Origin of the sequence: Chryseobacterium sp. WG14, assembly GCF_024586945.1 — a bacterium.
GTDB lineage: Bacteria > Bacteroidota > Bacteroidia > Flavobacteriales > Weeksellaceae > Chryseobacterium.
Genome location: NZ_JALCZD010000015.1, coordinates 64,689 through 78,780, shown reverse-complemented (window position 1 = coordinate 78,780; position 14,092 = coordinate 64,689). Strand labels below are relative to the sequence as shown.

13 protein-coding genes and 1 pseudogene are annotated in these 14,092 nt (G+C 35.4%); 8 read left to right on the top strand and 6 right to left on the bottom strand.

Features of this window, described 5'->3' with window-relative positions; genetic code table 11:
- Positions 1-2: 2 nt before the first annotated feature.
- Positions 3-914 carry an ABC transporter ATP-binding protein gene (locus MP478_RS20170; protein WP_257191785.1) on the bottom strand — a complete coding sequence of 304 codons (912 nt, stop codon included), beginning with the start codon at positions 912-914 and terminating at the stop codon, positions 3-5.
- Between the two features lie 105 nt (positions 915-1,019).
- A complete protein-coding gene (locus tag MP478_RS20165; protein ID WP_230040353.1) occupies positions 1,020-1,370 on the bottom strand; it encodes a T9SS type A sorting domain-containing protein in 351 nt (116 codons plus the stop codon).
- Positions 1,371-1,488: 118 nt separating this feature from the next.
- On the opposite strand from MP478_RS20165, the gene hemB reads away from it, so the two are divergent.
- A complete protein-coding gene (gene hemB / locus MP478_RS20160) occupies positions 1,489-2,478 on the top strand; it encodes a porphobilinogen synthase (protein WP_230040351.1) in 990 nt (329 codons plus the stop codon).
- 114 nt (positions 2,479-2,592) lie between these two features.
- Here hemB and MP478_RS20155 read toward each other — a convergent pair whose 3' ends face one another.
- Positions 2,593-2,838 (bottom strand): NINE protein, encoded by a 246-nt coding sequence (locus MP478_RS20155; protein ID WP_373691731.1) that lies wholly within the window; start codon positions 2,836-2,838, stop codon positions 2,593-2,595.
- 131 nt (positions 2,839-2,969) lie between these two features.
- Here MP478_RS20155 and lptB point away from each other — a divergent pair.
- Together lptB and MP478_RS20145 are read left to right on the top strand one after the other, a co-directional pair.
- Positions 2,970-3,695: pseudogene (gene lptB / locus MP478_RS20150) on the top strand (LPS export ABC transporter ATP-binding protein); the annotation flags it as partial.
- A 574-nt stretch (positions 3,696-4,269) separates the two neighbouring features.
- Positions 4,270-5,997 (top strand): ABC transporter ATP-binding protein, encoded by a 1,728-nt coding sequence (locus MP478_RS20145; RefSeq protein ID WP_230040602.1) that lies wholly within the window; start codon positions 4,270-4,272, stop codon positions 5,995-5,997.
- A gap of 48 nt (positions 5,998-6,045) precedes the next feature.
- Here the strand turns inward: MP478_RS20145 and MP478_RS20140 are convergent, their stop codons facing one another.
- On the bottom strand, positions 6,046-6,510 hold the full coding sequence (locus MP478_RS20140) for a carboxymuconolactone decarboxylase family protein (RefSeq protein ID WP_257191782.1): 465 nt from the start codon (positions 6,508-6,510) through the stop codon (positions 6,046-6,048).
- Positions 6,511-6,625: 115 nt separating this feature from the next.
- Positions 6,626-7,177 (bottom strand): Crp/Fnr family transcriptional regulator, encoded by a 552-nt coding sequence (locus MP478_RS20135; RefSeq protein WP_257201473.1) that lies wholly within the window; start codon positions 7,175-7,177, stop codon positions 6,626-6,628.
- A 95-nt stretch (positions 7,178-7,272) separates the two neighbouring features.
- On the opposite strand from MP478_RS20135, the gene MP478_RS20130 reads away from it, so the two are divergent.
- A complete protein-coding gene (locus tag MP478_RS20130; protein ID WP_230040341.1) occupies positions 7,273-8,226 on the top strand; it encodes a YafY family protein in 954 nt (317 codons plus the stop codon).
- Between the two features lie 361 nt (positions 8,227-8,587).
- Here the strand turns inward: MP478_RS20130 and MP478_RS20125 are convergent, their stop codons facing one another.
- Positions 8,588-9,085, bottom strand: a complete 498-nt coding sequence (locus MP478_RS20125) for a DinB family protein (RefSeq protein WP_257201472.1) — start codon at positions 9,083-9,085, stop codon at positions 8,588-8,590.
- 178 nt (positions 9,086-9,263) lie between these two features.
- Between MP478_RS20125 and MP478_RS20120 the strand changes: the two genes are divergently transcribed.
- The 4 genes from MP478_RS20120 (at position 9,264) to MP478_RS20105 (ending at position 13,998) form a co-directional block, all read left to right on the top strand.
- Positions 9,264-9,848, top strand: a complete 585-nt coding sequence (locus MP478_RS20120) for an alkaline phosphatase family protein (protein ID WP_257201470.1) — start codon at positions 9,264-9,266, stop codon at positions 9,846-9,848.
- Between the two features lie 329 nt (positions 9,849-10,177).
- On the top strand, positions 10,178-12,598 hold the full coding sequence (locus MP478_RS20115) for a TonB-dependent siderophore receptor (protein WP_257201469.1): 2,421 nt from the start codon (positions 10,178-10,180) through the stop codon (positions 12,596-12,598).
- 196 nt (positions 12,599-12,794) lie between these two features.
- Positions 12,795-13,364, top strand: coding sequence for a cob(I)yrinic acid a,c-diamide adenosyltransferase (locus MP478_RS20110; RefSeq protein ID WP_230037304.1), 570 nt, complete (start codon positions 12,795-12,797; stop codon positions 13,362-13,364).
- Positions 13,354-13,998 carry a thiamine diphosphokinase gene (locus tag MP478_RS20105; protein WP_257201467.1) on the top strand — a complete coding sequence of 215 codons (645 nt, stop codon included), beginning with the start codon at positions 13,354-13,356 and terminating at the stop codon, positions 13,996-13,998. The genes MP478_RS20110 and MP478_RS20105 overlap by 11 nt, the downstream gene beginning before the upstream one ends.
- Positions 13,999-14,092 lie beyond the last annotated feature (94 nt).

Genomic DNA, 14,092 nt, shown 5'->3' with positions numbered 1-14,092 from the left:
AATTAAGAATGGTTACTTACTGCATTAATAAACACCTCATTCATACTAGGAATTCTTTCGTCGAATGATCTTACCTGGCCAACGTTTACAAGGTCAAGGAGAATATTATTCTGCCCGGCCTCGTTCTTCAGGTCGAATGAAATGAGATTATTCTCATGAGAAAGATTAAAAATTTCATATTTGTTTTTGAAGGTTTCAAATTGGTCACTGCCAACTTCGGAAAGCGTAACGCCAAAAATATTTTTCTTAAACTTTTCTCTCACGTCAAAAACCTTTCCGTCAATAATCTTCTTGGAATTGTTGATCAGTGCTACATAATCACACATTTCTTCCACACTTTCCATTCTGTGGGTAGAAAGAATAATAGTGGTTCCGTTATTTTTGAGATCAATGATCTGGTCCTTAATCAAGTTCGCATTTACAGGATCAAAACCGGAGAAGGGCTCATCAAGAATCAAAAGGTGAGGTCTGTGTAAAACAGTAACTACAAACTGGATCTTCTGGGCCATTCCTTTGGAGAGTTCAGAAAGCTTTTTTTTCCACCATTGGTCAATATTGAGTTTTTCAAACCATTTTTTAGCTTCCTGTAAGGCGTCATTTTTGCTCATCCCTTTCAGTTCTGCAAAATAAAGAATCTGATCACCCACACTCATATTCTTATATAATCCCCTTTCTTCAGGCATATAACCAATATCTCTGATATGATTCGGATTCAGTTTTTCTCCATTGATGAAGATGTCTCCTGAATCTGCCTGGGTAATTTGGTTGATGATACGGATAAAAGAAGTTTTTCCGGCTCCGTTGGGGCCTAGAAGCCCATAAATGCTGCCTTGTGGAACATGGATGCTAAAATCATCCAGTGCGACCTTTTTTCCTGCATTATAGGTCTTTTTAATATGTTCAGCTTTTAACATTAAATTGTTCTTTTACAATTAGTATAAAAAAGTGCTGAAAGTTACGGAAATATTAAACAGAATTGGTGTAAAAGAAAAAATCCTGATGATTATCAGGATTCTAATTTATTGTTTTACGATTTGAGTAACTTTTTGCGTGTTGTCACTTAAGAGGTAACGGATCAGATATTTTCCGGGTTTCAATTTTTCAATATTGATTTCTCCGGAATTCATATTGACAGTATAGCTGGCAACCTGCATACCCAAAATGGAATAAAAAGTCACACTTTTGATTCTTAAAGAAGAATCCTTTGCCTTTATGATAAGATAATCCTTTGCAGGATTTGGATAGGCAATCATCACTCCATCATCAGCCTTCTGTGAGATGGAACCCGGCTCCTTAAGCTGAGCTTGTAAATTGTTGGAAAATCCAACAAAAGTGCCTACAAATAAAATTAAAAGTAAAAGTTTTTTCATCAAATTTATATTTTCTCGAATATATATAACAAATGTAACAAATTCTACAATCTTGCACAATAGTTTTTTATTGAACTTGTAGTAAATTTGTAGAAACTTATTCAAAAAGTATTCCAAAATGATACATTCAAGAAATAGAAGACTTAGAGTTAATGAATCTATCAGAGGTTTGGTAAGAGAAAATGTGCTTACAACTGATGATTTTGTGATGCCGATCTTCGTAATGGAGGGCGAAAACAAGCAGGAGGCAATCCCGTCGATGCCGGGGATATTCAGGCGGAGTATAGATTTAACCGTAAAAGAATGTAAGGAATTATTTTCTTTAGGAGTAAAAGCTGTCAATTTGTACATGAAAGTGTCAGAAAATCTGAAAGACAATACCGGAAAAGAAGCATGGAACAAAGACGGATTGATGCAGAATACCATCAAGGCGATTAAGGATGCCGTTCCGGGAATGGTGGTTATGCCTGATGTAGCGTTGGATCCTTATTCAATCTATGGTCATGACGGAATCATTGAAAACGGAAAGGTTTTAAATGATGCTACCAATGATGCATTGGCGAGAATGTCTGTGTCTCATGCTGAAGCAGGAGCAGACTTGGTGGCACCAAGCGACATGATGGATGGCAGAGTACTGGTGATCCGTGAAGCACTGGAAGAAAGCGGGTTTACAGATGTAGGAATTGTGAGCTATGCTGCAAAATATGCAAGTTCTTTCTATGGACCTTTCAGAAGTGCTTTAGACAGTGCTCCGAAAGATGATATGGAGATTCCGAAAGACAAAAAAACATACCAGATGGATTTTCACAATTCCCGTGAAGCATTGAATGAAGTCTATAAAGATATTGATGAGGGAGCTGATGTTATCATGATCAAACCGGGACTTCCTTATCTGGATATTGTTTCCAAAGTGCGTGAAGCTATAGACTTGCCGATAGCGGTTTATAATGTAAGTGGAGAATATGCCATGGTAAAGGCAGCGGTTCAGAATGGCTGGCTGGATAATGATAAAACCATCATTGAAAGTCTTACCTGTTTCAAAAGAGCCGGAGCAGATATGATTTTTACTTATTTTGCAAAAGAAGCAGCAATGATTCTGAATAAATAAGAAAAAAGATACTATGAAAAACACCTCAACTAGAGGTGTTTTTTTTATGCTTATGTCATAGCCGGTTAAAACCAGCCTTTTTTTCCATATACGTAAGTGTCATCAAACTGCTTGTCACTCATAAAAAGATATAAAATACCTTCTATAAAACGGAATAATAGATGCCGCTCCTAGGGTAACGATATTAAGGATGAGCTGAATAACACCTTCTTTGGTATAGCCCAGATAAAATTTATTGAGAGCCAGCCACCCTACAAGGATACCCAATATAGCCGCTGGAAGTTTCTTTTCCGAACGATAGGGGATATTGCTCTGCTGATTTTGTGTGTTTCCTGTTTTTGTATAGCCGTAATTTTCCATTTCCTAATGTTTTTAACCGATTGATTTTTTTTAATATAAGTAGTTTGAAATTATAAAAAGTTACAGTGATATGAAAGTAAATAAGTTTATATTGCTATAAAGGGAGTTTATATTTTTGATATATTTGCCCTATGATTTTACGAGGAGAAAACTTAATCAAAGAATACGGTCCTAAAAAAGTTGTAAAAGGCGTTTCTGTACAGGTTCAACAGGGAGAAATTGTTGGTTTGCTGGGTCCGAACGGAGCCGGAAAAACCACTTCGTTTTATATGATTGTAGGGTTGGTTAAGCCTACTTCAGGAAAGATTTTTCTTGATAAACAGGAGATCACCACTGATGCTATGTATCGCAGAGCTCAGAAAGGGATTGGCTACCTGGCACAGGAAGCTTCCGTTTTCAGAAAACTTTCCGTGGAAGAAAACATTATGGGAGTACTGCAATTGACCAAGCTTTCAAAACGTGAGCAGCAAATCAAATGTGATGAGCTGATCGAAGAATTTTCTTTACAGCATGTTCGTAAAAACAGAGGAGACCTTCTTTCCGGAGGAGAAAGACGTAGAACGGAAATTGCCCGTTGTCTTGCCACCAGTCCGAATTTTATTCTTTTGGATGAGCCTTTCGCCGGGGTAGACCCTATTGCAGTAGAAGATATTCAGAAAATTGTAAGAAGCCTTGTTGATAAAAATATCGGAATTTTAATTACCGACCACAACGTACAGCAGACGCTGGCAATTACCAACAAAACTTATATCATGTTTGAAGGGAAAATTCTTAAGGAAGGACTTCCTGAAGATCTTGCCAATGACCCACAGGTAAGAGAAGCATACCTTGGAGAAAACTTCGTTTATCAAAGTATTTTAGACAAACCGAAAAAGAAAAAATATGCCTACAATATCTGGGCAGGGAATTTTGATTCAAAAAATCATTTCCAGGGATTTGTAAACGAAAACTTTAAACAGTTTGATGACCTGAGAATGATGTATGGTTTTGAAGATATCAGCTTTGCTTCACTGGCCAATTCTGAGATTGAGCATATCTTTAATGAAGTGGTAGATAAAAATGCAAACAACTCATTTGTTTTCCAGAAAAAAGAAATCAATTCCAACTACTCTTTAGAACAGGCACAGGCAGAGTCTAAAGAGGCAAGTAAATCAGAACTTCATTATCTGACTACGTATATGTATGAAGGATAAGATCCTGGAATTTGTTGAAAATATTAAAACTGGAAGCAAAGTTTTCCTGGTAATGAATCCGGGAAACCTCAGAATAAGAAAGAATTATTTGCTGTAAATTATAATAAAACGTACCTTTTCTCTTGAAACGGTACGTTTTTCAGTTTAAATAATTTCTATGGCAAAACCTTTTAACAGAACAGTTACTTTATTTGGGATCTATAAACAGCTGGTTCCATTTATCAGGCCTTATCGCCCCATGATTTATGGAACATTGTTTCTTACTTTTCTGGGAGCCCTGGCGGCACAGGTTAACCCAATCGTTCTGAAATATACAGTGGATGAGGTGACTAAGCTTACCCATCTTCCCCATCCTATGACAGAAGGGATTCATATCCTGATCATTATCTCCATTATTTTGCTTGGAAAGGAATTACTGAATATTTTTATCAATTTCGGACAGAAGTTTTATGGGGAAAAGATCAGAATTAATGTGAGTTCTGTTCTCGCACAGTCAGCTATAGATAAGATTTTGACCTATAAAGTTGCTTATTTTAATGACGAAAACCATGATTCCGGAAAATTACAGATCAGAATTGACCGCGGTATTGAAAGTTTAACAAAGCTGGTCCAGAATTTTTTCATAGATATTTTGCCGCTTTTTTCCAATGCTATTATCGCTTTGATTATTATGTACATGCAGAATGTATATGTGGGAATGGTTTCTACGATCATTGTTCCCATTTATTTTTATATAAGCTCACTACAAGCCAAAAAGCTGGGTGGAGTGCGTCGCCAGCTCAGAAACCAGAGAGAAAAGAAAACTTCAGGACTTTTGAATCTGATTAATTCCATTATGGTGATCAAAAGTTTTGTCCGTGAAAAATTTGAAGGTAAAAAGCAGTATGATCTGCAGATGCAGCTCATGGAAAGCCAGATGTTCACCAGAAAGATCAACTTTATTTATGATGGGATGAAAACTTTTATTGAGCAGTTTGGAGTTGTTCTGATTATTCTTTTAACGGTTTATCTTGTGCTGGATCAGCAGATGACTATTGGGGCTATTATGCTTCATATTATGCTTTTTAATAATGTTTCAGCACCTATCCGTCAGTTACACAGGATTTATGATGATATGAATGATGCCATGATCTATGCCGAAGGATATTTTGATATTCTTAATGCCGATCATGAAGCCGAGCCCAACGGAAATTTTGTAGAAAAAAAGATTAAGGGAGTTTTTGAATTGAAAAATGTTGATTTTACCTATCCCAACGGGACAAAAGCTTTGCATAACGTATCCATGAAAATTGAGAATGGAAAAACAACCGCTTTGGTTGGGTTAAGCGGAGCCGGAAAATCTACAGTGATTAATCTTCTGTGTAAATTTTACCTCCCGGATTCCGGGGAAATCCTGCTGGATACTATAAACCTTAATGAATTTGATAATACTTTTCTGAGAAGTGATCTCGGATTGGTCCTTCAGAAAAATCATATCTTCCAGGGAAGTATTGAAGACAACATCCGCTATGGAGATATGAATGCTGATCTTAAAGAAATTCAGGAAGCTGCCAAAAAGGCTTACCTGCATGAGCAGATTATGGATCTTCCGGATCAGTATAATCATGATGCCACCCAGCTTTCAGGAGGACAGCAACAGAGAATTGCTATTGCCAGATTGTTTCTTAAAAATCCACCCATTATCTTTCTGGATGAGCCTACGGCAAGTTTGGATGCAATAGCCACAGAACAGATTAAGAATTCCTTAGATGCCATAAAAGAAGGAAGAACAGTGATTATTATTTCGCATTCTTTATCCCAGATTTTAGATTCGGATACTATTTATGTGATGAAAAAGGGGAGGGTGGTTGAAAACGGAACCCATGATGAACTTTATAGTAAAGATGGTACCTATCGGGAGATTTTTGATGCTTCAGCAAGGAGTTTAAACCTGGATAAACTGGTGAATACTTATAAAGAAAATTAAATAGAAAACTCAGCCGGACAGCTAAGTTTTCTATTCAATACCCATTTTTTAATGGGCTTTTTCAGGAACCTGATAAGTGCCCACCTCTGCACCAAAGGCAATATTGATTCTGTTGTAACTGTTGATGGCAATGACAGCCATTGTTAAATCCACCATTTCCGTTTCAGAAAAATAATGACTTACTTGTGAAAATACCTCATCAGGAACTTCTTTACCCTGTAAAGCTGTTAAAGACTCAGCCCAAAGTAGCCCGGCTTTTTCTTTTTCTGTATAAAATGAACATTCTCTCCAGGCACTTACCAGAAATATTCGCTGTTCAGTTTCACCCTTTGCTCTTAATTCTTTGGAATGCATATCCAGGCAGAAAGCACATCCGTTCATTTGAGAAACTCTGAAGTAAAGGAGTTCTAAAAATGTGTTGTCCAATGATGAGTTTTGTACCTGAAATCCCATGTTGTGAAGTGCATTTATCGCTTTGTTCCCCATTGCAAATGCGTTGATTCTTTGTGACATACTATTTGTTTTTTGATTAATGATGTGACAAATGTAGAACTGAATTTCCCGGATTTTTTTTACAAATGATAAATAATGTAAGGAAAGAAAACAATTGATTTCCAAATGTTGTTATCTATTTTTGGGCTCTGATCCTGCTTAGAGAAACCTGGGTAATCCCAATATAATCTGCCATATCTCCAAGGCTGATGCGCTGAATAAGGTCAGGTCTCTGTTTCAGAAAATTATGATAACGCTTTTTGCCGTCGTCTTCCAGCATTTCACTGATCCTTCCCATCATATTCACCGGAGCTTTGGAATACAATTTACTGAACAATGTTTCTGCACTGTGGTATTTTTTGCATAATTTCTCAATGATATCTTTATGTATACGAAGGATTTCAGTATCTTCTAAAGCTACAACCATGTATTTTGAAGGCTGCCTGGTAAGAAAGCCGCTTAATTCTGCAAAAAAAGTCATGATAAAATCTTTGTCACCATTGTCAAAAAATAATTTGACAAGGCCTTTTTCTATAAAATAAAAATACCTGCAGGTTTCATCTGCTTTTAACAGAAAATCTCCTTTTCTGTACATTTTGTATTCCAAACCGGAAACAAGTTCATTTATGACTTCCTCTTCGGGTTTTAAAATCTTCTCAATGGTCTGGATGAACTGGGTATAGGGCATAAGAAATAGTCTGTTTGAAAAAAATAAAATTAGTAAAAAAGCACTTATAATTTATGGGATACCTCAAAAAAGAATTTTAGCTTTGTTGAAGCAATATGAACGACCATTATCTTAAAAAACTAGACCGGGTAACCGCTATTCTCACCCAGCTTCAGTCTAAACCTATTGTAAGGGCGCAGGACCTGGCAGCAAAATTTGATGTCAGCATCAGAACAATTTACCGTGATGTAAAGACACTGGAAAATGCCGGAATTCCTATTATAGGAGAAGCCGGAAACGGATATTCCCTGATGGACGGTTATAAACTTCCGCCTGTGATGTTTACCAAAGAAGAAGTTTTAAGTTTTATTACTGCTGAAAAACTGATGCAGAAATTTTCTCATCAGAGCTTGGGAAATCATTACCAGAAAGCAATGGAGAAGCTGCGTTCTGTATTGAGAAATTCAGATAAGAATTTGATTCAGAATATTGAAAAGCAGATTGATGTTTTTAATTTTCATGCCCATCCGGAAGATTCTCTGAAAAATGTTATTCCGATCATTCTAGAAAGCATTGCAGAGAAAACTCAGCTCATTATAGAGTATAAAACGGTAGATGCAAAAGTGAGCCACAGAACCATTGAAACAGTAGGAGTCTTCTTTGAATTCAATTTCTGGTATATCATGGCATTCTGTACCTTGAGAAAAGATTTCAGGCAGTTTCGGGTAGATAGGATTTTGCAGATTACCAAGACAGAAACTCCTTTTTTGCAGGAGTATGGGCAGGTGAATGATTACCGTAAAAAATCAAATGTAAATAAATCTATTGCTAAACTATTAGTAGATAAAAAAATAATGTCCCATCTGGTCAATTCAAAAAAATATTACGGGCTGATTGAAGAGGTGGAAACTGACAGAGGTGTCGAGCTGACTTTTGAAACAGAATGGATCAATGACGGCTTTCCCCGATGGCTAATTACTTTTGCCGATTATGCTACCATTTTAGAACCCGAAAGTCTTCGGATAAGACTCAATGAGTTGCTGGTGAAAATGACTGAAAGACATCAATAAACCTCAACATGACTGCTGAGGTTTAATATAGGCAAAAAGATGAAATGGTTATAAAATGAAACTAATATTTTTATTAAAGAACTCGTTTAAACTTTTTATTTTAACCACAAATCAAAGATTCGACGTAGTCAACGTCACAAAGTTTCTTGAACACTTAAGTTTAATGAAGCTGTGAGAATAAGCTCACTAAAGCTCGCATAAGTTTTTAAAAAATCAAAGATTTTTTGCTTACGTGTGCTTTTATTTTCAATCAGTTTTAAACTTAAAATAACTAAAGTGTTTATAGCGTTTCACTCAGCTTTGGTGACTCAATTTTTAATTAGTTTAAACAGGCTTAAAAATAAAATAGTATCCTGGCATATTAAAATCTTTCCCAGAAGAAAGGAGGTTCTATTCCCAAAGCTCTCAGATAAACATATCCCTGGCCACGGTGGTGAATTTCATTGTCTACAAAATAAAGGATGTTTTCATATACCGGGAATTCATACTGTCCGAATAAGTTGAAAGTCTCCTGGAAACGTTCTTCTGAAATCTGGCCGAAATAATGATTGATTACTTCTGTCTCTTCATCCCATTTCTTTAAGATGTCTTCTTTAGTTGTTGGAACAAAGCCCTCTTCGTTATAAGCTTCCATATTTTTTTCAACAATTCCTTTTAAAGCAACTCCGCCAATACTGATCAGCTCTACGGCCAGTTTTGCGAAGGGTCTCATACCACCTACTGAAAATTCAAATAATTCTTTCTCAGGGAAAGCTTCAATAACTCTTCTTGTAAGATTTCTGTGGCCCTGCCAGTGCTTTAATAATTGCTCAGTTGTCATGAATTGTTTTGTTGCTGTTGCTGTTGCTGTAGTTGTCATAATTGTATGGTTTTTGTTTGTTATTATTGATACAAAGGTAAGACCGGATTATGACAACAGTTTGTCAGCAGGATTTTTGATCCCGAAAAATATTTTATTCCTTTGTTGAAATATCTTTACCTACTTTTCCGTTAAAGGAAAAGTATAGTAATAAAAAAAGAAATTGATCATTAGAATTATGAAGAAGTATATTTTGCCAGTTATTACTGTTCTTTCATTAGTTTCATGTAATAAAATTGAAGAAAAAATAGACCAGACCGTTCAAAAAACAACGGAAACGGTACAACAGAAAGCCCAGCAGGCAGTAGAAGAAACAGTCAAAAAAACAGTCAGCGAATCTATCAACTCATTCACAAACTCTCACGATGTGAAGTTCAGTGAAGTTTTTCCGAATGCAGGAGCGGGTATCGTTTCCGAGGAAAAAGGGAAAAGATTCAAATTTCCCAACGGTACTGAAGGTTATATTTTTAAATATAAGGCAGACATTGCCGCCTTATTACCTCTTTTGGAAGGGCAGCCTACATCGGATGAAAGTAAGTCAGATAAAGCAGCCCGCAAAATTGATGGACAAAGCCTTATTGATAAAATAAGTTTTATTTCGAAATTTCTTCCTGAAAATACTTTTGATACAGGTTTTTTAGAAGATATTAAGAATGACAAAAGTATAGAATATTATAAGTTAAAAAGATTCCCAAACAGTAGTACTATTATCTACAACCCAAAAAATCAGACCATAATACAATATGTAGAGGTAAATAAATAATTTGGATTGGCCGGCTTTTGCCGGCCATTTTTATGGTTATTGCGAGCCATAGCTGATGCAATTTTAACCTATTTTAAATTGATTGTCAAAAAGAATAAAATTATTATTATTTGTAATTTCAGTTAATTATTTTTTATATAAAATAGAAAATTGTTGCTATATTTCTTTTTTAGATTATTAATAAGCAATTTTATACTTTGTAAATCAGTTTTTGTTTTTATAAATCAATAATATTTTATTGATTATTGAATATAATTCTTATTATTTATTTTGTTTTTATGTTTAGTGTTTAATTTTTTTATAAATTTATTTAATTATTAATACTTGACATGAAAAAGAAAATCTTTAAAAAAAAAATCTATGCATTAGTATTAAGCGGAGCTGGTACTATGGCATACGCTCAGGAAACTGTAAAAGAAAACAATATAGATGAAGTTGTGGTTACTACGGGAAGAACTAAACCCAGAACCATAATTACCTCTGCAATTCCTATTGATAATATTTCAGCTGTACAGCTAAAATCTACAGGGCAAGTTACCTTTGATAAAGCTTTGACGTATGCTGTACCCTCTTTTAATTCATCACAGCAAACCGTTTCTGATGCAACAGCTCATTTTGATCCTGCAGATTTAAGAGGATTAGGACCTTCCAGAACATTAGTTTTGGTGAATGGGAAAAGAAAAAATCAAAGTGCTTTAATTTATGTAAATGATACACCGGGAAAAGGTGAGGTAGGTACGGATCTGAAAAGTATTCCGTCTGCTGCTTTACAGAATGTAGAGGTATTGAGAGATGGAGCATCTGCACAATATGGTTCTGATGCTATTGCAGGAGTGATCAATATTATTCTTAAGAACAGCGTTGGAAAAAGTACAGTCAATCTTTTTTCGGGTATTACTTCAGAAGGAGATGGCTTTAATATCGGAGCAGATTTTAATACAGGAATCAGAGTGGCAAAAAATGGAAGTTTGAATCTTACATTGGGATATTCTTCCCAAAATAAAACAAACCGTGCAGGATCTACTACAAAAGATGAGCTTTTTGGGGTAGAGAATGCCTGGACGCAAGCCAATCCTGGATTAGGAATGACTATAGGACAGCCAGAGACAAAAGTTGCCAATATGTTTGTAAATTTTGAATTGCCAACAGGTGAAACGGGCAAGTTCTATGCTTTTGGAGGGACAACTTACAGGAATGGAACAAGCTATGGTTTGTATAGAACGCCCTATTGGGTAACTTCAGATTTTGGTTTATTAACTCCAAAAGGACAGCCTTATAATGGATTTCAACCAGAATTTAAAACAGATGTTTATGATTATAACTTAACCTCCGGGTGGAAAGGCATGTTTGGAAAATGGAGTTTTGATGGTAGTGCAACCTTTGGCTCTAATGCTGTAGATTATGTTGTAGGAAATACCATTAATACGTCTTTGGGTGCAAATTCACCAACCCGTTTTAAAGCAGGTGGGCATCAGTTTAGTAATATTATAGGAAACATAGATATCAACCGAGATTTTGGTGCGCTTGTTTTAGGAGCTGGTGTTGAAGTACGCAATGAAAACTATCAGGCGAAGGCAGGAGAGGAAGCATCCTATATAGGAACTGGTGCAGAATCATTTCCAGGGCTGCAGCCACAGAATGAAGTCAATGAAAATCGTCAGAATATTGGCGCTTATGTGAATGCTGAATGGGATATTACAAAAAACTTATTACTTGGAGGAACTGTGAGGTATGAAAATTTCAGTGATTTTGGAAATAATGTTTCCTGGAAAGGAAATGCAAGATATAAGTTGTTAGATGATAAATTAGTGTTCCGTGGGTCTGTTTCTACAGGATTCCGTGCGCCTTCATTACACCAAATTTATTATTCTAATGTTCAAACCAAAATTACAGGGAATACAGTAGCTAATCAGGGTACTTTTAATAATGACTCTCAAATTGTAAGATCTGATCTTGGGGTACCAAAATTAAATGCTGAAAAAGCCTTTAATATTACTGGAGGATTTGCCGTAAAACCTTTTAAAAACCTTACTATTACAGCAGATTATTATAGAATAAAAATTAAAGACAGAGTACTTTTCTCAGGAGATATTGGTTACAAAACCGGTGCTCCTGGTAGTCCGGATACAACAAACCCTGTGGAAGTAATATTAGACAATAATAAAATAACCTCCTTGAAGTTTTTCACCAATGCTGTAAATACAGTTACTCAGGGAGTAGATTTTGTAGCTAATTATTATACTTCTGCTATTGGTAAAGGAAGATTGGGGATTATTGCTGCTTTTAATTATAACGAAACTAAAATAGTAGATAATATTGCTGTTCCACCTATTTTGGCTGAAAATGGTTACTCAGAAAACTTTTTTGATAGAAAAGAACAATCCAGAATTACTTCTGCAAGGCCAAAAACAAAAACTATTCTTAGTCTTTCATATGACATTTCAAAGTTTAACTTTAATCTTAATAATACTTATTTTGGTTCTGTTACATGGCAGCATGCAGCTGATCCTGCCAAAGATCAGACATTTTCTGGTAAGGTCGTTACAGACATAGTTTTAACATATAAAATCACGAATGACCTTAAAGTTTCCGGAGTAGTAAATAATTTATTTAATATTTATCCGGATATAATAGACAGTAAAGGAGATATAGTAACAGATCTTGGAGGAAGGTTCAAATATCCTTGGGAGGTCAATCAGTTTGGATTTAACGGAACAATTTTTCAGCTCAATGTTAATTATACTTTTTAATCTATAAATAAGGGAATTAACATTTGCTTTGTCATGCTTAACAAAGAGTAAACCATATCGAAAGGTATAAAACCTACCTATGCAAATATTAACTGACATTAATTCCTAATGTCAGTTAATTATTTTTTCAGATAGAATAGGGATTTATTACTATGTTTTACTTTTCAAATTGTACAAAAAAAAGTATTTTAGTAGTATGAAAATTTATACAAAAACAGGAGATAAAGGCCAAACGGCACTATACGGCGGAACAAGAGTTTCCAAAGCGAGTGCAAGAGTGGACAGCTACGGAAATATAGACGAGTTGAATTCATTCATCGGAATTTCAAAAAGTCATATTGAGGATGAAGAGGTTCTAAGACAATTGAAAAAAATTCAATTTGATTTATTCACAGTAGGTTCAGAAGCAGCTACACCAGTAGATAAACTCATGTTGGCAAATGGAAAATCACGTCTTCCTATCATTATTTCAGAAACAGAAATTGAAGAACTGGAGCAATGGATGGATTCTTTTGATGAAAAACTGGAACCGCTTCAGTACTTTATCCTTCCCGGAGGTGGAAAATCCGCCACTTTCTTACATGCAGCAAGAACCATCTGCAGAAGAGCGGAACGTTCATTGGTATTCTTAAATGAGGCTGAAGAAGTACGTCCTGAACTTATTAAATATTTAAACAGATTATCAGATTATCTTTTCGTATTGGCAAGATACATCTCAAAATTGAACAACGAACCGGAAGAATACTGGAACCCGAATGAGAGATAAAGTATTACTTTTCATCAATGGAGAGGCTCCGAAATCTTTACCCAATCCTGAAAATTATGGTTTAATTGCCTGCACAGACGGGGCTTTTCACTATCTTAAAAGAATGGGTTTTCCCTTAGATAAGCTAGATTTTATTTCAGGTGATTTTGATTCGCATTCGGGATCAGATGAAGATATGTATGAAGAGAAATTTATTCTCACATTGGATCAGGATAAAACAGATTTTCATAAGGCATTGGAAATTATTCTGGAAAAAGGATTTTCTGATATAGATGTTTTTGGGGCAAGTGGAGGAGAACAGGATCATTTCCTTGGAAACCTTAGTGTTGCTTATGCATTTAAAGACCGTATGAGCCTCAGGTTTTACGATGAGTTTTCAGAATATTATTTTATCCCTAAAAATTTCACATTGGAAGGAGTGAAAAATAAGATGATTTCTCTTTATCCTTTTCCGTCAGCAGGTAATATAACAACTACAGGACTGAACTGGCCTTTAACCAATGGAGATTTAAGCATTACTACAAGAATAGGAACCCGGAATTTTGCTGTTAAAGATGAAGTTTCAGTGCAATATGAGTCAGGAGATCTGCTCATTTTTGTAGGGAGTAATGAAATGGAATATCCTTCAATATAGTAAAGCAGTCTTTTTACCGATAATGGAAATGGGCTTTAGTCCGCTTACCCGTAATAACCATTCCAAAGCGTTGGGTATAAAAGTTTAAAAATTT